The organism is Edaphobacter sp. (assembly GCF_035763405.1).
Lineage (GTDB): Bacteria > Acidobacteriota > Terriglobia > Terriglobales > Acidobacteriaceae > Edaphobacter.
Genome location: NZ_DASUBE010000013.1, coordinates 64,471 through 83,729, shown reverse-complemented (window position 1 = coordinate 83,729; position 19,259 = coordinate 64,471). Strand labels below are relative to the sequence as shown.

17 protein-coding genes and 1 pseudogene are annotated in these 19,259 nt (G+C 57.9%); 5 read left to right on the top strand and 13 right to left on the bottom strand.

The window, feature by feature from the left end:
- Positions 1–551 precede the first annotated feature (551 nt).
- Positions 552–4,139: an outer membrane beta-barrel protein gene (locus VFU66_RS01410; protein ID WP_326444438.1), complete on the bottom strand. Its 3,588-nt coding sequence runs from the start codon at positions 4,137–4,139 to the stop codon at positions 552–554.
- Between the two features lie 372 nt (positions 4,140–4,511).
- Here VFU66_RS01410 and VFU66_RS01405 point away from each other — a divergent pair, with 372 nt between their 5' ends.
- Positions 4,512–5,555 (top strand): LacI family DNA-binding transcriptional regulator, encoded by a 1,044-nt coding sequence (locus tag VFU66_RS01405; protein WP_326444437.1) that lies wholly within the window; start codon positions 4,512–4,514, stop codon positions 5,553–5,555.
- 531 nt (positions 5,556–6,086) lie between these two features.
- Here VFU66_RS01405 and VFU66_RS01400 read toward each other — a convergent pair.
- A complete protein-coding gene (locus VFU66_RS01400; RefSeq protein WP_326444436.1) occupies positions 6,087–6,503 on the bottom strand; it encodes a DUF1398 domain-containing protein in 417 nt (138 codons plus the stop codon).
- Positions 6,504–6,514: 11 nt separating this feature from the next.
- A complete protein-coding gene (locus VFU66_RS01395; RefSeq protein ID WP_326444441.1) occupies positions 6,515–6,988 on the bottom strand; it encodes a MarR family winged helix-turn-helix transcriptional regulator in 474 nt (157 codons plus the stop codon).
- Positions 6,989–7,124: 136 nt separating this feature from the next.
- Between VFU66_RS01395 and VFU66_RS01390 the strand changes: the two are divergent.
- A pseudogene (locus VFU66_RS01390) lies at positions 7,125–7,457 on the top strand (transposase); the annotation flags it as partial.
- Between the two features lie 131 nt (positions 7,458–7,588).
- Here the strand turns inward: VFU66_RS01390 and VFU66_RS01385 are convergent.
- From VFU66_RS01385 to VFU66_RS01375, 3 genes are all read right to left on the bottom strand, one after another.
- Entirely contained in the window at positions 7,589–8,428 is an 840-nt protein-coding gene (locus VFU66_RS01385; protein WP_326444435.1) for a response regulator transcription factor, read from the bottom strand.
- Positions 8,429–8,478: 50 nt separating this feature from the next.
- Positions 8,479–9,474 (bottom strand): UDP-3-O-(3-hydroxymyristoyl)glucosamine N-acyltransferase, encoded by a 996-nt coding sequence (gene lpxD / locus VFU66_RS01380; RefSeq protein WP_326444434.1) that lies wholly within the window; start codon positions 9,472–9,474, stop codon positions 8,479–8,481.
- A gap of 101 nt (positions 9,475–9,575) precedes the next feature.
- Complete coding sequence (locus VFU66_RS01375; RefSeq protein WP_326444433.1) at positions 9,576–10,112, bottom strand: DUF6982 domain-containing protein; 537 nt, start codon at positions 10,110–10,112, stop codon at positions 9,576–9,578.
- Positions 10,113–10,334: 222 nt separating this feature from the next.
- Here VFU66_RS01375 and VFU66_RS01370 point away from each other — a divergent pair, with 222 nt between their 5' ends.
- Together VFU66_RS01370 and VFU66_RS01365 are read left to right on the top strand one after the other, a co-directional pair.
- The gene (locus tag VFU66_RS01370) at positions 10,335–12,083 is read left to right on the top strand and encodes a tRNA nucleotidyltransferase/poly(A) polymerase family protein (protein ID WP_326444432.1); all 1,749 of its coding nucleotides are present in this window, start codon (positions 10,335–10,337) and stop codon (positions 12,081–12,083) included.
- A gap of 51 nt (positions 12,084–12,134) precedes the next feature.
- Complete coding sequence (locus VFU66_RS01365; RefSeq protein WP_326444431.1) at positions 12,135–12,722, top strand: NADPH-dependent FMN reductase; 588 nt, start codon at positions 12,135–12,137, stop codon at positions 12,720–12,722.
- Between the two features lie 303 nt (positions 12,723–13,025).
- Here the strand turns inward: VFU66_RS01365 and VFU66_RS01360 are convergent, their stop codons facing one another.
- The 5 genes from VFU66_RS01360 to VFU66_RS01340 form a co-directional block, all read right to left on the bottom strand.
- Positions 13,026–13,250: a copper resistance protein CopC gene (locus tag VFU66_RS01360; RefSeq protein WP_326444430.1), complete on the bottom strand. Its 225-nt coding sequence runs from the start codon at positions 13,248–13,250 to the stop codon at positions 13,026–13,028.
- Complete coding sequence (locus tag VFU66_RS01355; protein WP_326444429.1) at positions 13,247–14,017, bottom strand: cytochrome c oxidase subunit 3; 771 nt, start codon at positions 14,015–14,017, stop codon at positions 13,247–13,249. The genes VFU66_RS01360 and VFU66_RS01355 overlap by 4 nt, the downstream gene beginning before the upstream one ends.
- A 35-nt stretch (positions 14,018–14,052) precedes the next feature.
- Complete coding sequence (locus tag VFU66_RS01350; protein ID WP_326444428.1) at positions 14,053–15,804, bottom strand: cytochrome c oxidase subunit I; 1,752 nt, start codon at positions 15,802–15,804, stop codon at positions 14,053–14,055.
- Positions 15,801–16,544: a cytochrome c oxidase subunit II gene (locus tag VFU66_RS01345; protein ID WP_326444427.1), complete on the bottom strand. Its 744-nt coding sequence runs from the start codon at positions 16,542–16,544 to the stop codon at positions 15,801–15,803. Before VFU66_RS01345 ends, VFU66_RS01350 begins: the two co-directional genes overlap by 4 nt.
- 74 nt (positions 16,545–16,618) lie before the next feature.
- The gene (locus VFU66_RS01340) at positions 16,619–17,494 is read right to left on the bottom strand and encodes a hypothetical protein (RefSeq protein ID WP_326444426.1); all 876 of its coding nucleotides are present in this window, start codon (positions 17,492–17,494) and stop codon (positions 16,619–16,621) included.
- A 151-nt stretch (positions 17,495–17,645) separates the two neighbouring features.
- Between VFU66_RS01340 and VFU66_RS01335 the strand changes: the two genes are divergently transcribed.
- A complete protein-coding gene (locus tag VFU66_RS01335; RefSeq protein WP_326444425.1) occupies positions 17,646–18,230 on the top strand; it encodes a hypothetical protein in 585 nt (194 codons plus the stop codon).
- 20 nt (positions 18,231–18,250) lie between these two features.
- Here the strand turns inward: VFU66_RS01335 and pdxT are convergent, their stop codons facing one another.
- A complete protein-coding gene (gene pdxT / locus VFU66_RS01330; protein ID WP_326444424.1) occupies positions 18,251–18,841 on the bottom strand; it encodes a pyridoxal 5'-phosphate synthase glutaminase subunit PdxT in 591 nt (196 codons plus the stop codon).
- Between the two features lie 43 nt (positions 18,842–18,884).
- Positions 18,885–19,259 (bottom strand): bleomycin resistance protein, encoded by a 375-nt coding sequence (locus VFU66_RS01325; protein WP_326444423.1) that lies wholly within the window; start codon positions 19,257–19,259, stop codon positions 18,885–18,887.

Genomic DNA, 19,259 nt, shown 5'->3' with positions numbered 1-19,259 from the left:
TCAGAACCATAGGCGCACGCTCCGAACAAGCTCTCCACAATGCTATCGCCCAACTACTCCCCACCATCACCGCCAAAGACGCAAACGCTTGGTTCAGACTCCCCTTCGCACCGCTACAGTAAAAGGTAATATGCTCTAAAGTTATCTTATTGACAATAAGAATTTTACTGGCAGACTCGGCGGACTAAAAATCCGCCGAGGGCAACCTCGTTGGGGTTCGCCCCCCTCCCGGCACCAAGAAAACAAACGATTCAGATCGACTCCATGCGGCGATTCGTTTGGAAACATGACGGATGGGAACTGACTGTGGAGCCAATTCCGAAGTCCATCAAGAGACGTGGTTCGAAGGATGTACGTGCAATCGGAATAACGCTGCCCGAGATCCTCACGCTGTCTTTGCACGACGATGTACGGAAAGCCGTCGAATTGAAAAATCGCTCCAGTGAAACTAGGATGCGGAACGATGAGAGCCCGGTAAAGTGCCCCGCTTGTTGACTACAGCGAGGCACTTTGCCAATTTGACCGGAACTTTGGGACCATTCAACTTCGCTCTAGAAGGCCACTTTGAACGACCCCTGGAAGATTCTGGCGCCGATGCTTGTTCCAGATATCTGGCCGAAGTTGCCGGACGAGGGATTGCTTGCACTCGGGTTGCTGAACGAAGGATGGTTGAGGACGTTGAAGGCTTCAAGGCGGAACACCAACGATACCTTCTCCCTGATAGGGAAGATGCGTGAGATCTGAGAATCAAATTGGAAGGTCATGGGGCCGCTTACGACATTCCTGCCCAGATTTCCGTAGGTGCCGGGGACGGTGTTGAGTGTGAAGCCAGCCTGGTTGAGATAGCCACGATTTGCCTCACCGGGTCCAGAACGCATCTTAACCCATTTGACGGCTGGGGTTCCGGGAACGCGGTTGGGGCGGTCGTTGCCGATGGCTGTGAGAGATTCGTCGGAGCCCTGGGTAATGTTGAACGGCGCGCCACTCAAGATATGGAAAAGTGGCGCCAGTTCCCAGTCGTTGGCGATCAGCTTCGCAATGCCGTGCAATGGGAACGAGCTCTTGGCAACTATCGCCGTGTTGAAGATACGCTCATAGTCAGAGCCGCATCGTCCGTAATCCATGTGAAGGTTGTATGGATTCTCCTCTGTAACGCCACCGACGTCACCACTGGCATCGGCGATATTCAGACACTTAGACCAGGTGAAGTTTGACATCATGCTGAAGGTGGAAGAGAGGCGGTGCTGAAGTGAAACCACTACACCGTTGTAGTTAGCCCAGGCAAGGTTGTTGACGAGATAGGAACCACTGCCACCAAGAATTTGGTTGCCCTGGCTCGGATTGGCTTCAGTCAGAGCAAAGCGTGCCTGCTGGTTCTTGGTGGTGGAGCAGGGGGTTCCCACCGCGCCCGGCGTGCCGGCCGCATGCGCAGCAGGACCGGTTGTGACGACGCCGCCGCAGCCCGTCCCGCCGGGTCCCCAAACTCCCGGAGTATAGATGGCGGGAGAAATCGGAGTGCCGATGGGCATGTTCGAGGTCTTGCTCCCGATGTAGTCAATCTGTGCCTGCCAGCCGCGCGAGAACAAGTGTTGAATGCTGAATGTCCATTGCAGCGAGTCGGCGACGTGGAACTTGGTTGGCAGAAACGTCCACGACGATTGCGCCGGGAATACAGCCTGAGCCGGCGTTGGAATAATCGGTTGAGGATATGGACTTATGTTGGTTCCTCCGACCTGCGAGCATCCGACACCGACTCCACCGACAAGCCATGGCGTACTGAAACAGAGCTGCGCACCTGTGTTGGGGCTGCTAGCGGTGTCGAACGGAGCATTGATATTCATGTGCGCCGCCGTGAAGAGGTTGGCTGCATCATAGGCCACCTGAAGGCCTCCACGGACGACCGTGTTGCCATCGCCGAACGGATCCCAAGAGGCTCCGAAGTTGGGATTGAACTGCCAGGGCGAGGCTTTTGTGTAGGCTCTGGACACGCCTGGGTCGCCATAATAAAACACGCCGGCAGGAGCGTTCGGAAAAACGGAGCTGACTTTGTTGGCCTGGAAGGACGCCGCATCGAAGTTCGCCCCGCGGTTAATCTTTTCGACGGGCATGAATTCCGGAGCCCAACGAATGCCAGCTACGAGCGTGAGCCTCTTGCTCGCGTGATAAGTCTCTTGGACGTAAAGGCTTGGGAACGGCGCACTCAGGAAGATTTGCTGCTGCTTGCTTTGTGCGAAGCCGCTCATCGATCCCATGAGGAAGTCGAGATTGGAATCGCCGAGAATATTTCCACCGCTTGGTCCGCTTCCACTGTACTGGCCGTTGAAGGTAAAAACGCCATTTGATTCGTAGGCCTGGATCTGGTTGAACTGGGCTCGGACGTATTCCCCGCCGAAGACTAACTGGTGCTTGCCATTGATATAGGTCACATCGTCAGAAATCCCTTCGCTGTTGACATTGAAGTGTCCTGGTGCACAGGTACCGCAGTAGGCGCTCCAGGCGTGATTCTTTCCGGCGGTTGAAACGCTAATCTGTAGGCCGGTTGGCTCGGTGGTACTTATGTCGACTCCGATATTGTTGGCGTTGATGCCAGGGGCGGATTGGCGAAGGTCGACACGTTTGCTCCCTGAGATATGCAGAGAATTGACGAGGCGCGGGCTGATAATCCAGTTTTCGCCGATCGTGGCGGTTTGCACGCGCTCGTAGTTGCCGGGTGCCAGATAGGTGATGAGGATGTTTGTCGGCGAGTAGAACGAAGGTGCCTGATAGCCATCGATCAGGTAGCGGGCATAGAGGTTGTGTTTCTGGTTAATGTTGTAGTCAACCCTGGTGACAAACTGGTTGTCGAATACCTGGGAAGGGACGGCGAAGGAGACGCGTCCGCAATTGGCTGTGTCTACGGCCGGGTTGATTTTTGGTAAATATTTGTACAGCGCGAGGGCCTGCGCATTGTAAGACGGGGCGGTTGCGTATTTGTTGCCGGGGATTGCGGCGCCGGTAATGGGGTCATAGAGTTGCTGCGGTGCACCGCACGTGTTGGCAGGCGAACCTGGCGGCGGATCGGTGATGGACCAGTCTCCAGCGAGATTTGCTGCGGTGGGGATATACATGCTGACATTGGACGTCGCCTGCTTGGCCACGGTACGTTGATAGCCAGCGAATGCGAACAGCTTGTCTTTGAGGATGGGGCCGCCGAAGGTTCCGCCGAACTGGTTCTGATGGAGCGTGTCCTTCGACGTAGCAAAGAAGTTGGTTGCGTTGATGTAGTTGTTACGAATGAACTCAAAAGCAGATCCGTGGTAGGCGTTGGTTCCGGAGCGGGTGATCACGTTGACAAGCCCACCGGAGTGCTGGCTGCCGCTTTGCGCTCCGAGGACGGTGGACTCGACGCTGAACTGGCTGACTGCGTCGGGGAAGGGAAAGGGCAGATTACCGTTGCCCATATAGTCATTGTTGTCGCCCCCGTCGAGCTTCCATTCGGTGGTGTTACCCATGCCACCGGCGACTGAGACGGCGACGGTCTGGTAAGAGTACTTGCTGCCCGTGAAGTCGCCCGAAGGCGCGGGGCTGGAACCGCCGGAGAGGGTGATGAGCGCGGTCATCTGGCGGCCATTGAGGGGCATCTCCGTCATGGTCTGATGGTCAATGGTCTGCTTGAAACTGCTGTCCTCAGTCTGGAGGGCAAGACCGCTGGCCTGGACTTCGATGTGCTGGTCGGTGCGGCCGACAGTCATCGTGACGTTGATGGAGATGCTGCTGCCGACCTCAAGCACAATGCCAGTTCTGGAATAGGTTTGAAATCCGGGGGCGGAGACCTTGAGGTTGTATGTGGCGACAGGAATGTTAGGGAACAGATAGGTGCCTGCACTGTCGGTGACCGAGGTCCGAGTCTGCTGCATCGCGGTATTAGTTAGGGTAACAGTGGCATTCGCTACAAGAGCTCCGGTCGCATCGACTACTGTGCCTTGAATCTGAGCGAGTCCGGTCACCTGCCCATGTGCGGCAGAAGCGACCAAGGCTAGCAGGGCAAGAAAACAGACATGCATCATTGAGCGTGTCCCGCGGGAGGACAACCGTCCCAAGATGCGGCTGAAAGAGCGATTGTGCAAAATGCAGAACCTGAGACGTTGCAGGAATTCCATGAAAAGCCTCCGTAAATGCCAAGTTCATCTTGTGATCGACTCTAGCGCCAGCCACTTCAGCCTGGGAGGCGACACGATTTGCAATCCCTATATCTTATGCGTTATCGTACACGCATTGGAGCACGATGAATAGTATTATCCAGGCTGAAAGCAAGTCAAGACCTATTTCTGGAGACATGCAGATGGAGACCTCATATCTCGGCCAACCAAGGCTATTTGTCAGAAAAGGCAGACCGAACGTGCAACTCCATTTTCCGGAATAGGTTCTATATGCGCTAACTTAAAGCTTCTTTCCGAAGTCAGCAGCCCGAAGTTTCCTTCTCCTTTCCGGGCTTCGGCCATCCCGTACAATCGAACTTCCAGGTATTCAGCATGAAACGGTCCAGCATAAAAGACATCGCTCAGGCGTTGGGCATCTCAATTGGAACCGTGGATCGTGCGTTGCACGGGCGATCAAGAATCAGTCCTGAAACACGCGATCGGGTGCTCAAAAAGGTCGAGCAACTTGGATATCGACCAAATGTTGTGGCCCGTTCTCTCAAACTCAGCCGTACGCTGAGCATTGGTGTCTACTCTCCTCGTCACGCAGCCTCGTTCTTCGATCCCTTGCGTGCCGGTGTTCGTGCTGCAGCATCGGCAGTAAGTGGCGTAAATCTCGAGCTGATATTCAGGACGTTTGCCAGACTCGATGATGGAGGCATGGAGCTACTCGCTGCCGATACCGACAAGAAATTCGATGGCATTCTCATCACTCCTGGCAACCCGGCTCTTACAGAACCTGAACTCCGGAGATTGGCACGCAAAGGGGTTCCGGTTATTTGCATTGCAGATGACTCCCCAAAGAGCGGACGCTTGGCCTGCGTTACCACTGATGCGTACACGAGTGGCGCAATCGCTGCGGAACTCTTTGCTCGCATTATTCAGGGCAGCGGCGAATTGGCAGCCTTTACAGGAACGTTGGCAATTCTGGATCATGCCGAGAAACTTCGTGGCTTTCGAGACGGTCTGGCCACACTCGCTCCAAACCTCACGTTGCTTCCAGTCAATGAAACTCATGGAAAGCCTAGAGATGCATATCTACTGGCCAAGAAGCTGCTTACGAGCACGTCGCTTCCGCGAGGAGTCTATATCAGCACGGACAACAGCCTCCCGGTACTACGAGCGCTCGAAGAAAGACGCCTGCTCGGGGAGATACAGGTCATCACCACGGGCATATTCCCAGAGATTGTTCCTTACATCCAGTCTGGGAAGGTTCTGGCCACGCTCTACCAGAGACCTTTTATCCAAGGCAAAGCAGCGCTCGACCTTCTCGTCGACTATTTGGTGGATGGCGTAATGCCCAAGGTATTGACCCGCTTAGCTCCGCATATTGTTCTGCGAAGCAATCTTGCATTGTTCACCAACGATGATGCCTAACCAACTCTAGTTATGGGTTGGCAGAGTGTCCCGTAAACATCTGTCGACGGCAAGTCCGAATAGGCTACACCACAGCAAACGGAGACATAACCACAAGCCCCAATTGTGATGAGGTCCCCGAATAGGGAGCTGACCCTATGCAGCGTTTATCACGGATCCGTTGGAGAATCTTTAGTCACACTCAAGCGGCAATAGTACTGGCGGCCCCATGGGGCGCTTGCAGGGTTACTGAGAAGCCTTCACGAGCAAGTGCATTCTTGGTTAGAACCAAACAAATCAAAGAGGCCGCGAACCTGCGGCCTCTTCTTTTTCGCGCTCATCGTGCGGCAGGGAGAAACCCATTCGGTTTCTCCCTGCACCCATTTCCGATCGTCTTCGGCCGGCTCGCCGGGCCGCATGGCAGGAGTCAAGTTCCGAGGTTGTTACGAAACTCAGTTGTATCGAAAACGGAGTTCCTGGTCAGCCGATGGTGAAGCCAGGTTGCCAGTACGCTGGATCCTTCCCATCCAGAGCGGAATCCCATGGCCAGAGCTAGCCGATGGTGACAGCGGGATATGCTTCGATGTACTCCTCACCGTTGCAACCCTGGTAGGCGACAGTGCGCGCCTCAAGATCAACGTCGTAGCGAACGACTCCGGCCCGCCACGAAGCATCGAGGAACTCTGGGAAGGTGCTTTCTCCGGCCTGATCAACACGGAGTGCCTGAATCAGGGCGGCTTCATCGAACGCGGGAACGTCGGCGACTCCCTCAACAAGAGGCTTGCCTTGCATTACGACAGGGCCGTCTTGCGTCAGAAAGACACTCTGACATCCCGGGAGCGACCATACGTTGCGTGTCACGCCTGTCTGTCTCATCACTTCAGCCAAATACGGGAAGCCGCCAACACGGGGGCGAATCTTCTCGGCTCGTTCCAGAGCCTCCATCAAGTTCTCAATTGCTTTGCTCATGACATTTCTCCTCAATCGGTTGGTGCACCATGGATGCGATTATGTTCCGCAAGCTTGATAAGCAGGTCGCGGAGTATCTTCTTCTCCCGTGTATTCAGGCACTCGAAGAAGGATTCGTCGTTCTGGTCTGCGATTTTGGCGAGAACAGGGAGGCTCCTGAATCCCGCGCGTGTGAGGGAAAGTACACGGAATCTGCTGTCCCCCTCTTTTCCTTCTGTTTGAATCCATCCTTTCGCTTCGAGCTTATCGACGATCTTGGACACTGCTCCGCGCGTCAGTCCCACCGTCGCAGCCAACTCACCTGGCGCAGCTCGATCTCGCTTGGAAAGCTCGCGCAGCAGCACCCATTCCGCAACAGACGTTTGCTTAGCCTGTAGAGCGCGAGAGAATCCTCCGGAGACTGCGTTAGAGACCCGTCGCAGCCAGTACCCGAGATGGCTCTCCAGGTCTGATAGGTGCTGCGCAGGTGTGGCAGTAGTTTCCATAGAAACCATGGTACTTTCCACGGAAACTTTATGTCAAGATAAATCTGGCTATTCAGACGATACTTGCGTCGGATAGCTTTTACCGTTGGTCGGATAGCAGATCGGGCAATGGTTCCAACAGGGGATGTCATCGTCTATGGCTTATATCCAAGGTGAAGGTCGCAATCAGGGGACGCTCTTCCCGGCAGTTCTGGATGATCTTGTTCCTGCCGATCATATGTGTCGCGTGGTTGACGCTTTCGTCGGCCAACTCGATATGGACAAGCTTGGCTTTGAGCGGGCGCAACCGGCCGAGACAGGCAGGCCGGGTTACGACCCGCGCTCTCTGCTGAAGCTGTACCTCTATGGCTACCTGAATCAAATCCGCTCTTCGAGGCGCTTAGGGACAGAGTGCCGTCGCAGCGTGGAAGTCATGTGGCTGTTGGAGCGGCTGTATCCCGACTACAAATCCATCGCGGAGTTCCGTCGCATGCATCATCGCACATAATGTCGTGCTGGACGCAACAGACAACAGAAGTCTGGAGGCGATGGCGGATGCGGCAAAAGCTGTCCTCGGCAAAGAGAGCTTCAACGCCCCCTTCCCGGCACCAACATCACAACTTAATTGAAGGGCAGCAACGGCGAGGTACGCAGCGGCGGGTTTTCGATGATGCGTGCAGTGAGCACGACTCCGCTGCGGTTGTCGTGCAGCGTGATGGGAAAGGCGAGAACGCTCCAGGTCAGGTTCTGCTCCTCGGGCCGCGGTTGGCTCAGCAGGCCACGACGGGTACGGTCAATGTAGGTCTCGCGCGTGAGCGTCACGGTCTGGAGCACGTCGCGCCAGTCGCGCATCAGGGTCGGCATCTCATCGAAGACCGAGCGCCCGGGAAACCAGTCGCGCGGCTTTCCGAGATACTCCGCCACCGAGTCATTGCAGTACTGCCAGACACCGCGGTCATCGAAGATCTGCACCAGAACATCCGAGCCGATGGCCATCGAGATGCGCGAGTAGAAGAAGTCGCGCGCGTCGACAACGACCGGAGAGCCGCGACGCTTTGCCTCAAGCGAGCTGAGCGCACCCAACAGGTCTTCGACCGAGCTGTAGCCTTTGAGCAGGTGCATGTCCTCCACGCCGCCGAAGTAGCGGTCAAGCGTAGCCGAGAGGATGATGATGGGCACATGTGGACGACGGCGTCGCAGCAGGTTGGCCACCTCGGTGCCGAACTGTCCTGCACCCAGATGGTAGTCGAGCACGGCGATGTCGATGTCGTTGAACAGCTCCGTAGCCTCTTCGATGGTCGAGGCAGGGATGCACTCATAGCCGTGCTGGCGCAGGATGGCGGTGCGGAGGTGCAGGTTGGCCGGTTCGTCGTCGAGCAGAAGCACACGAACCCGCGACGCGCCCGGAGGCACGGTCTGGAGTGACGCGCTGGGGGGGAGTTCCGGCGGCTCAGGCATCATCGACACCCTGTAGGATGCTTCCGAAAGAGAAAATGTCACCCTTTGGATGATTATTTTCTCGTTGCTTTCAGATTCCGAAGGAGTTCTGGGAGACGATTGACCAGTGCAACAGAGCGAAGCCATTGCCGGTTGTCGATAGCGGGATACCCGCTAACGACCTTTCCGGGTTCAACATCGTTGGGGATGCCACTCTGGGCGGTAGCAATAGCCCCGTCACCAATCGTACAGTGTCCCGCAACCCCGACCTGGCCGGCAAGGATGACGTTCTTACCCACGTCAGTGGATCCGGCAAGTCCCACCTGCGCGCAGAGCAACGTGTTTTCCCCGACGGTTGAGCCGTGGCCAACCTGCACGAGATTATCAATCTTTGCCCCAGCCCGCACCCTCGTCTCGCCAATGGAGGCGCGATCCACGCAGGCATTGGCCTGGATCTCCACTGAATCTTCAAGTACGGCAGGGCCGGACTGCTGAATCTTGTACCAGGTATTGTCGGTCTGCTTGGCGAAGCCGAAGCCGTCGGCTCCGACGATGGCCCCGTTTTGCAGAACGACGTTGTCGCCAAGCTGGCAGTGCTCGCGGACAACCGCATGAGCGTGGGCGAAGAGGTTCTTCCCGGCGCGCACGTGCGGGTAGACGACCACATGCGGCAGAATGACGGCGTTGTCGCCTATGGTGACGTGGTCCGAGATGACAACGTAGGCCCCGATATGTGCGTTTGCGCCAATCTTCGCTGTAGGGGCAATCACGGCAGTTGGGTGAATCCCGGGAGCGTAGGCTGGCGGCTGATAGAAAAGCTCGACCGCCCGGGCAAAGGCCAGATACGGGTTTTCAATCCGCAAGGTCGCGGCTGAAATCTCAGGAAATCCAGGCTCAACCAGAACGGCGGTCGCTTTCGTGGTGCGCGCGAGCGCCGCGTACTTTGGATTAGCAACGAAGGTCAGATCTCCGGGCGTGGCTGTCTCAAGACCAGCCACGCCGGTAATCGCGGCAGACGGGTCGCCGTGGAGGGTCGCGCCCAAACGTTGCGCAAGATCAGCAAGCTTCATGCTGGGGATTATAGAAGCAGGAACCAATGCCTGGGGAATAGCGACTCGATACTTACATCGTGGCCTCGATTTCCAGTCCACAGGCCTTAGTGCCTACTCCCTCAATTCGGCCGTGTCGAAGGCGGCAACGACTTGAAGAGATCTTCCTGTAGCGAAGGCAGCGTTTCAGCCGGGAGAGGCTTGCGGCGCGAAGGCGAGGTGATGACGGCGATGAGTTGCACTTCGCTGAGGGCTGCCCGAGGAACATAGATGCGTTGTGTGTTTGAGCGCGTGTCCGGCGGCACAAGGAAGAGGCCGGCGTCTTGAATGAGGTCGTCGAGCAGGGTCGCGTCGGTCGGGGCGAGACCCTCCAGCAGATCTCCCGAACGGAAGGTCACGCGCAGCCAGAGCCCTTCGGTCCGGGGCCGGGCCAGGAACGTTCTGCGGGTCAGGCGCTCGGGGTTGCCCGTGTCATTCAGGTTGAAGTCGCGGACGTAGCAGACATGCTTGATACCGTCGAGGTGGACAGGCACAACCCTGCCCGAGAGGTCGAGCAGCGGGATGGCGCCATTTTGCACAAAGCCGGACAGGGGCAGGTAGCCTGCAAGCGTCTCGCCAGTCAAGCGGCGCAGAATCACCTTTTTGTGCGCGGAGGACATCGGTCAGGCGCATTGTCGCACGGCAGGTGGCCGAAGCGCGAATAAAGCGACCGCAAGGGTAGTTATTTTGCTACCGCTGTGTTAGAGTGACATTTTGTGTCTGACATGTATTTGATTGTAAACGTCTGATTTATCTGAGTTTAGTCTGGCCGCGCAGAAATGAAGGCCGATTCAGATGATGGCCGTTCCCGGTAAATGACCGGCTGGAGCAAAGTAGCGGATATGGCTGACTACAACTACCTGCTTGAACATCGTCTCTCCAAAGCCCAACAGGAAGCGCTGGGCAAGGTGCGGGAAATTGCTAGGAACAAAGGACTTACTGCATTTCTGGCCGGAGGAGCAGTCCGTGACCTGACCAGTGGGTCGCCAGTCCGTGATCTGGATGTAGTAGTTCAGGGAAACGCTCTCAAGCTGAAGAAAGAATTAGAAAAAGCCCACGCTGTCATTTCAGCCGAAAACGAGCTGATGCAGGCGCTGTACGTGCTGTTTCCCGGCGGCGTGCGTATGGAGATCGGCAGCACGGTCACGGTCAGCTATCCCAAACCCGGTAAGCCTGTCGTCAAACCGGCGACTATTCTGGACGACCTCCGCCGCCGCGATTTCACCGCAAACTCGATGGCGCTCTCGCTGAACGACGGCTCGTATGCGCTGCTGATGGACCCGCTGAACGGTGTGGCAGACATCGAGAACCGCGAGCTGCGGCTGGTCAGCAACTACGGCTTCATTGAAGACCCTGTGAGAATGATCCGCGCAGTGCGGCTGATGGCCCGGCTGGGCTGGCAGATGGACGAGCGCACTCAGGCCCGCTACGAAACCGGCAAGCAGGAGGGCTACATCTCCGCCATGTCGAGCTTCCAGCGCGGCTACGAGACCGAGGAGATCTTCCACGAGGAAGACCCGCAGCGCGTCATCAAGCGGCTGGAGTCCGAGGGCTGGATGAAGCACCTGTTCCCGGCACTGACTTCGTCGAAGGCAAATCATGGTGAACTGGAAAAGCTGCGTGATGCACAGGGCCAGTTGCAGATGCAGGGCATCAACCCCGACGCATCGGCGGCGAACTTTCCGCTGCTGACGGCAAAGATGGCACCGAAAGACGTCTCCGCCCTTAAGAAGAGCTTTCCCCGCAAAGCGTTTGTGCATGAGATTGACGCGCTGGAGAAGGAAGGCAAGGCGTTTGCCGCGCATCTTACGGGCAAGGATGCTGCGCTGCCATCGCAGGCCTGGAAGCTGTTGTACTCTGCCAAACCCGAGGCCGTGCTCTGGGCAGCGCATTATGGCAAAGGCGCGGCAATCCAGAATAAGTTCAAAGGCTTCTACACCGAATGGCCCCAGGCCAGGCTGAAGATTCCCTACGCACTGATGCAGGAGATGCGGATCGTCCCCGATGTACCGCGCTACGATGAGTTGCTCGATAAATTGTTTTTCGAACTGATGGACAACAAGCTTGGAACAGTCGAAGAGATGAAGGCGTTCCTTGAGCCGTACTCGCCGCCCGCGCCTCCGCCGCCGGTGCATCTGCGCCGTGCTCGCGCGGTAAAGAAGGATGCGAAGCCGCCAAGAAGCAGGAAGAAGGCAGCGGTAGCAGAGAGCACGGCAACGGCTGAAGGCACGGCTGCTACAGCAGCGGTGACAGCCCAGACATCTCCGGTAACAACACCTGCAACGGGCAAGGCCGCGAAGGCAGCAGCGCCAGCCGTGAAGCCCGCGGCTCCTGCCAAGGGTGCGGCCAAACAGCCCCCTCCAGCGAAAAAAGCCGAGGCTCCGGTAAAGGCAAAGGCTGCCGCAAAGCCTGCCGCAACGAAGCCTGTAGCGAAGTCAGCACCGAAGAAGCCCGCTAAAGTGCCGGCCAGGAAGACTCCTGTCAAGAAAGTTGCCGCAAAGCCAGTAGCTAAGAAGCAGTCCAAAGCTATAGCGAAAAAAGCCCCTGCAAAGAAACCCGCTCCCGCAAAGAAGGCAGCAAAAAAACGCTGACCCAACGGCCCCGATTCTGAGTTGCATCCGAACTCCTTCAGGAGGACAGCCATGGTGGTTGCTGTGTTACTGGGCTCGGTGCGGAGCGAGCGGATGGGCATCCGCGCGGCAAAGTGGGTCATCACTGAGCTAAAGAAGCGCGGACACGAACCCGTTCTGGTGGACGCGGCCGAGTTGAAGCTGCCCCTGCTCGACAAGATGTGGAAAGAGATCCGCAAAGATCCCCAGCCTGAGTATGCTGAGCTTCACGCAAAGCTGCTCCCGCTGGCAAAGCTGTATGCGCAGGCAGACGGCTTCTGCATCGTGAGCGCCGAGTACAACCACAGCATTCCGCCCGGTCTCTCGAACCTGATCGATTATTTTCTGGAGGAGTACTTCTTCCGCCCGTCGGCCATCGTCTGCTACTCCGGCGGACAGTGGGGCGGAGTCAAGGCTGCGATGCAGTTGCGTGCCATGCTGGCAGAGGTGGGAATGCCATCCATCCCATCGCTCCAGCCGATTCCTCGGATCGGCGTCACGTTGAGCGAAGACGGCACATCCCTGACGCGAGACGTGTCGCGCTCAGGCAAATTCTTCGACGAGTTCGAGTGGTACATGCGGGCTTTCAAGGTCGAGCGCGAAAAGGGCGTGCCGTACTAGAGGCTTGTCTCAGAAGTTCCCGTCATCACTTCAGGTGCGGGACGACAGAGAACAGGCAACAACAAGAACCAATGCAGGGATTCTTCGCTTCGCTCAGAATGACCGCGCTTTAAGACGGCACACGGAGCAATCGGCACAGTACTCTCGTATGGTGGTTCTAAAGTTCTTCCATCATGACGATGACCGTTTCCTTACATTGTCATTCTGAGCGAAGCGAAGAATCCCCGCATTTTGCTTGTTGCAGCACAGCGCCTGCTCGCAGCAAGAGCTACATCCGCAGGAAAAAGCTTTCACTATCCACAGTTACTTGTCCGGCGAATGGCGCTTGAGCAGAACGAGCGTCGTGATGAAGATGCCCCCTGCAACGGCAACCATCATTTCAATGGCATGACGATACGCACGCTGCGTTGCAGGTGAAGTTGCCGCTGTGTTGTCACGACACTGGACACAGCCCTGAGCGCGAACTGGAGCAGGGAATAGAAACACTCCGAAAGCCGCCACCGTCAGGAGAACCGGGCGCAGCTTCATTGGAAAAAAACCAGCAAGGTGAACAGGAAGATCCACAGAATCCCCATCGTATGCCAGTACCACGCCGCGCAGTCTACGAGAATCTGCCGGTTCTCCAGTTGGCGCGAGACGTAGAGCCCGATGAAGGCGGCAATCAGCCCCGCGAGTCCAAGAAACAGGTGAAAGGCATGGACGCCGGTGATCAGGTAGAAGAAATGGCTGCTCTGGCTGGTCTTGAAGAACACCCCCTGCAAGGCAAGCTGTTTCCAGGCTGTCCATTGCCCGGCTAGAAACAATAAACCGAGCGCGATGGTGGCCGAGAGCCACGGGACGGCGCGCCGGGTAATCGGCTTGCCCAGACCGAGCCACTCATCCATCACGTCGTTTTCCTGAAACATGGTGCGGCGGGCAAACTCCATCGTCGCAGAACTGATGAGCAACACAGCGGTGTTGAGCCAGAGGATCGGCGGAATCGTCGTCGGGAACCAATCGTTGATGTAGTGGTTGTAGGCGTCAATGTGGCCGGTGGACTGGTTGACGAAGAACGTGCTGACGATGGCGACGAAGAACATCAGGTCGCTGGCCAGGGCAAAGAAGATGCCCATCCGGTAGCGATTGAGTCGCTCATGAGGTCCGCGCCGACTGGGGCCATCGCTCCAGTTGTCGTTATCTCCCCCGCCGCCGGTACGTTTATCGGTCGGCGGACGACGGCCTGCGCCATTGTCGTGGTCCTCAATGTGCCGCTTACGGTCCTGGTCGGTCTTGTTGGGAGTGATGATCGCTGGCATAACTTTCGGCCCCGCAGCCCATCTATAAAACAAGCTTACTCTGGTTTGGTGTTGAAAGTAGCCTCGCCGGTTGTATCGGCCAGCGTGTCGGGAGCCCATTGTGGCAGAAAGAGTTCCCCGGAGGGGGTAATTTCATACTGGCAAGGGGAGCGGTGGACGGTCAGCGGCCCATCCGGGGCAGCCTGTCCAAACGGATTCAGGGCCGGGTGCCATTCGAGGGTCGTGGCCAGCCATGGGTTTAAAGAAGCCGGAGCACCCCGCCGGAGACTTCGGACAAGATTCCACAGAAAGAGTAGTTGAGCCGTTGCCAGAAACAGGGCCGAGTAGGTAATAAAGCGGTTCAGCGGGACGAGCCGGGCAAGCATCACGCCCGCCGCATTGGGCACCCCGGTAAGCTGGGCGTAGTGTCGCGGCTCCCCGGCAAGCCCGGCCAGGTGCATCGGCACGAACGTGGCATAAGCTCCGACGAGTGTCAGCCAGAAGTGCCATCGTCCCAAAGCCTCCGACATCAACCGCCCGCTCATCAGCGGAAACCAATAGTAGGTCGCGGCGTAGAGACCGAAGATCGCCGCCATCGCCATAATCAGGTGAAAGTGCGCGACCACGAAGAAGGTGTTGTGCAGGTACTCGTCCAGAATGGGCTGGGCGAGTATAGGGCCGGTCAGCCCTCCGGCGATAAACAGCGAGACGAATCCCAACGAGAAGAGCATCGGTGTCTTATACGACGGGCGGCTGCGCCACGTCGTCGCCAGCCAGCTCAACACTTTGGCCGAGGCGGGCAGGGCAATGGCCATCGTTGAAATAGAGAACACCGACGCCGCGAAAGGATTCAATCCGGCGACAAACATGTGGTGCCCCCAAAGCAGAATGCCGAGAAAGCCGATCATCAGCGTCGTCACAATCATGGTGCGGTAGGCGAAGACACGTCTGAAGCTGAAGTTCGCCAACAGCATCGAGGTTACGCCAAGGCCGGGCAGGATAGCGATGTACACCTCCGGGTGGCCGAAGAACCAGAAGAGATGCAGCCAGAGCAGGGGACTGCCTCCACCCTTGCCGTGCGCGCTGTGAAGCACGCCGTTGACGAGGTCACCCGCCGGCAGGAAAAAGCTGGTTCCGGCGTGGCGGTCGCAGAAGAGCAGCAGAATCGCGGCCAGCAGCACTGAAAACGCAATCACGCTCAGCAGCGCGGCGGTGAACCATCCCCAGACCGTGAGCGGCAGCCGCTCCCACGTCATGCCTTCACAGCGAAAACGAATGATGGTGACAAGCGTATTGATCGAGCCGATGGTAGACGCGATGGCGAACAACGCGAGACTTGCGAGCCAGAAGTCCATCCCTGCACCCTGTCCAGGACCTGCGCTTGGAACGGCACTCAACGGCGGATACGCTGTCCAGCCGGAGATAGGCGCGCCTCCAGGAGCGAAGGTGCTGCACAGCAACACAACGAGCGCCGCCGCCGTCAGCCAGAAGCTCGCCGCGTTCAGAGCAGGGAACGCCATGCGGCGTGAGCCAATCTGCGCTGGAAGGACGAGATTGCTGAAGCCGGACTGCGGCGCGGTCGTCAGAACAAAAAACAGCATGATCGTGCCGTGAATGGTCACAAGCGCCAGATAATCTTCCGGCAGAATGACGCCGTAGAGTGGCAGACGCCAGCCAGGCCAGACAAGATGGATTCGCATCAGCAGTGACAGAATGGTGCCGATCGCAACCGACGTCAGCGCGAGCAGAAGATATTGAATGCCGATGATGCGGTGATCGGTCGAGACGACGCGGCGCAGAAGAGTCATGGCTGGACCGCCTTCTCTCGCTGGGCCAACCACTGGTCGAACTCCAACGGCGTCACGACGTGGAGGTTCGCGTTCATGCGATAGTGGCCCATGCCGCAGACCTGCGTGCAGAGGATGGCGTAGGTCCCCTTGGCTGTTGGCGTGAAGTGAATGTGGATCGTCTCGCCGGGAACTGCATTCTGCTTGAGTCGCATCTCTGGAACGGAGAAGCCGTGAATCACATCCTGCGAGCGGATGGCGAGATCGACCTCGCGGCCGATGGGCAGGACAAGCTGCGACGAGACGATGTCGTCGGCGGAGTGCCGATCAGCCGGATCGATACCGAGCGGGTTGCCTTCGCCCGGCGCAACCAGTTGTGGAAGCGTGCGGCCGAAGGTGGCGTCGGTGCCGGGGTAGCGGAAGTACCACGCGAACTGCACGCCGGTGACTTCCACCTGAAGCGCGGTAAGCGACGCTCCCGTGTAGCGCGTTGCCGCCCACAGGCGCTCCGCGCGAACAGTCATAACGGCAAACAGAATGGCCAACGCAAGCAGCGGTAGATACTCAATCTGCCACACGCTTCGCTGTACAGAGTGCCGTCGCGCCGCAAGACCCACAATCAGAATGATGTGCGCTAGCGCGAAGAGCGCAAGAATGATCCAGAGGCTCAGCAGAAGCTGGCGGTCGAGCGCAGGGCCGTGCGCGCTGGCGTCGGCAGGCAGAAGGGACAGCAACGAAGTGACGACGAAGAGCCCGGGCACCTTAGCAGAATACCGCGTCGCCTGCGCGCCTGCGACGACCTCAGTCGGTGGGCGAGGCCGTCACTCAAATCTGCTCAGAAGGGCATCCGCAGCGTGAAGATAAGATTGTGGTTCGTCGTGTGGTAGTGGGTAACAGCGATTTGTTCGCCGACACCGCACGTAAGGCCAAGCCGACTCGGCGCGTCCGACGAAGAACGCCGAAGCGGAATGCGTCCGACAACAAGACCTGGCGTCGCATAGGTGACAGTTCGCCCGTCGGTCGGGCCACCCTTTAAGAAGGTCGAGTTGAACTCCAGTTCAGGCCAGAAGAGGCGGCGAACTCCCTCGTGGCCCAGCCTGTATTGCACCGCATTGTTCCAGGAGATGGCGTGGCCAAGGCCCTTGGCGTTGGAGACGGGCAGCGATCCGCCGGCAGTGGAGGTCAGCGCGAGCAAACCCCAGCCTTTGCCAACAGCCAGCGTTGGCGTAACGATCGCGCAGCAGCTTCCATTGCCGTTCTTCCCCGTGGGCAGACTACCTGCAAGAAAAGCCGTAATGATGGCATTGCCGTGCTCTTCATCGCGAGCAAAAAGCCGCTCCTTCATCAACACGGAGAAGTCGCCAAAGCCATCGCGCGCCCCGGGAGCAGTATGGTCGATAAACGATGGCACGTTGACGATGATCTCCGTGTGGCGCTCCGGAATGAATTCGAGTCCTTTACCATTGCCCAGATGCCACGTCGAGTAGCCTTTGGGTGTTACCTGGCGAACAAAGTCGGAGCGCACTTCCTGTTCCAGCCGCGGCGTGACGAGCACGAGCGGTGTAATCCAATGCGGCTGCTCGGCCTGCGTCGCGGTTACACGCTTCTGGTAGTTGGCAATGAAGTTGCCAAAGGCGGAAACTTGTTGCGCACCGGCCGCCGTTGAAGCAAAAACAAGGGTCAGCAAAGGAAATACTCGAATGAGGTTCATGTTGCGGCTGATTTGCATGGTGCGATTTTACACGATTGGAATCGCATATCATAACGACGACTTACCGCTTTATCCGGTAAACAGTCCTCCTTTGCTTCCCGACAGGGAAAGGTTTAAGCTTCGTATGTTCTCAAAAGGTATTGGAGACTCCATGACCTCTCTCAAACTCGCATTGGGTGTTACCACGCTGGTTGCCTTTTCCTTCTCCTGTCCCGCCATCGCACAGGTTCAACAGACGCAGGCGCAGCCCCAATCGCAATCCCAGTCGCGGCGTGCTCCCGGCAATCAGCCGGGCGGCAACAATGGCCGCCCGCAGGTGCAGCCGTCCCGTCCGAACCCCGGCGGTCCGCCTCCGCGCCCAAATCCCGGCACACGTCCGCCGTCCCGGCCTACGCCGTCAAGACCGCCGCATCACCGTCCGGTCAGGCCGCCGCAATGGGGACACCGCCCGCCGCAGCGTCCTTCCTACAGCTTCAGGCCCGGCAACCAGGCCTATCTGCACCGCTATTATCTGCGCAGGCTGGCGCAGATCAACCGCGCACGGCGCATCCGTCTCATCATTGGCGGGTTCTTCCCCTACGCGAACATCGCGTATATCTCACCACTGCCGCCGGACGTCTACGGTCAACTTCCGCCACCGCCGCACGGATACGCAATGGGCTACTACCAGGGGTATGTCGTGGTCTACGATCCGGTGACGTTCTATATAGCGAATGTAATCGACCTGTTGCAGTAGCACGTCTCCGCTGCGAAGATTCAGCCGCGTCTCTTCTCTCGAACAAGATCGAGGAAGAGCCGATGAACGCGCGTGTCGCGGCTCAGCTCGGGGTGAAACGTCGCCGCAAGCAGGTGTCCCTGACGGACGAGAACTGGAAAGCCATCGCGGGAGGCCAGGGTCTCGACCTCCGAGCCTGTGCGCGTGATGCGAGGCGCGCGGATGAAGACCATCTCCAGCGGGCCTCCCGGCAGCTTCGTCTGCTCGTTCAGAATGGCGGAATCAATCTGTCGACCATAGGCATTGCGCTCGACCGCAATATCGAGCACACCAAGAGAAGTCTGCGGAGGATTATGGACTTCTTTTGCAAGCAGGATGGCCCCGGCACAGGTGCCGAACGCGGGAGTGTCCTTGACGAAGGATTCGAGCGCGCCAAGAAAGCCATCACGCTCCAAAAACTTCAGGAACGTCGTGGACTCGCCGCCGGGAATGATCAGGCCGTCGAGCCCCTTCAACTCGGCAGGCGTGCGCACAAGCCGCGCCGTTACGCCGAGCGATTCAAGAGCTTGAGCGTGCGCTTCAAACGCGCCCTGCAACGCAAGGACGCCGATGGCAATGGATGTCTCAGTCATATCTGTATTTGATTGTAGAGAAGCCGCGGAGTCTCAGGTGTCTTCAGCCGTCTGAGAGGTCTTCGCCAAAGCGAAGCAGATTACCGTCCGGGTCCGAGAGGACAAACTCGTTCATCTTCCACTCGCGCGGGGCGAGCGGCGAAAGAATCGTAGCACCGGCGGCGCGGAACTCAGCCTCAAGCGCGGCTGCCGTGCCTCGCTCCAGATAGAAGTAAACGCCGCAGGGGTTCCGGTCTTCGATCAACAGGTCAGTCTGGCTGAGATGCATCTCAATTCGGTCGCGGCATAGAAAACCGTAACCATCGCCGTTTTGGTAAGGCTCGGCATGGAAGCCGAGACGGCGATAGAAGTCCATCGCGCGTGCAAGATCCTTGACCGGAAGGATGGGCGCATGATGGCGGATAGACTGGGTGGCCAT

Bases quoted from the DNA above. Each gene is read 5' to 3' on its own strand.
- VFU66_RS01410 (WP_326444438.1), bottom strand. From the start codon at position 4,139: ATGGAATTCCTGCAACGTCTCAGGTTCTGCATTTTGCACAATCGCTCT.
- VFU66_RS01405 (WP_326444437.1), top strand. From the start codon at position 4,512: ATGAAACGGTCCAGCATAAAAGACATCGCTCAGGCGTTGGGCATCTCA.
- VFU66_RS01400 (WP_326444436.1), bottom strand. From the start codon at position 6,503: ATGAGCAAAGCAATTGAGAACTTGATGGAGGCTCTGGAACGAGCCGAG.
- VFU66_RS01395 (WP_326444441.1), bottom strand. From the start codon at position 6,988: ATGGAAACTACTGCCACACCTGCGCAGCACCTATCAGACCTGGAGAGC.
- VFU66_RS01385 (WP_326444435.1), bottom strand. From the start codon at position 8,428: ATGATGCCTGAGCCGCCGGAACTCCCCCCCAGCGCGTCACTCCAGACC.
- lpxD (WP_326444434.1), bottom strand. From the start codon at position 9,474: ATGAAGCTTGCTGATCTTGCGCAACGTTTGGGCGCGACCCTCCACGGC.
- VFU66_RS01375 (WP_326444433.1), bottom strand. From the start codon at position 10,112: ATGTCCTCCGCGCACAAAAAGGTGATTCTGCGCCGCTTGACTGGCGAG.
- VFU66_RS01370 (WP_326444432.1), top strand. From the start codon at position 10,335: ATGGCTGACTACAACTACCTGCTTGAACATCGTCTCTCCAAAGCCCAA.
- VFU66_RS01365 (WP_326444431.1), top strand. From the start codon at position 12,135: ATGGTGGTTGCTGTGTTACTGGGCTCGGTGCGGAGCGAGCGGATGGGC.
- VFU66_RS01360 (WP_326444430.1), bottom strand. From the start codon at position 13,250: ATGAAGCTGCGCCCGGTTCTCCTGACGGTGGCGGCTTTCGGAGTGTTT.
- VFU66_RS01355 (WP_326444429.1), bottom strand. From the start codon at position 14,017: ATGCCAGCGATCATCACTCCCAACAAGACCGACCAGGACCGTAAGCGG.
- VFU66_RS01350 (WP_326444428.1), bottom strand. From the start codon at position 15,804: ATGACTCTTCTGCGCCGCGTCGTCTCGACCGATCACCGCATCATCGGC.
- VFU66_RS01340 (WP_326444426.1), bottom strand. From the start codon at position 17,494: ATGAACCTCATTCGAGTATTTCCTTTGCTGACCCTTGTTTTTGCTTCA.
- VFU66_RS01335 (WP_326444425.1), top strand. From the start codon at position 17,646: ATGACCTCTCTCAAACTCGCATTGGGTGTTACCACGCTGGTTGCCTTT.
- pdxT (WP_326444424.1), bottom strand. From the start codon at position 18,841: ATGACTGAGACATCCATTGCCATCGGCGTCCTTGCGTTGCAGGGCGCG.
- VFU66_RS01325 (WP_326444423.1), bottom strand. From the start codon at position 19,259: ATGGCCACCCAGTCTATCCGCCATCATGCGCCCATCCTTCCGGTCAAG.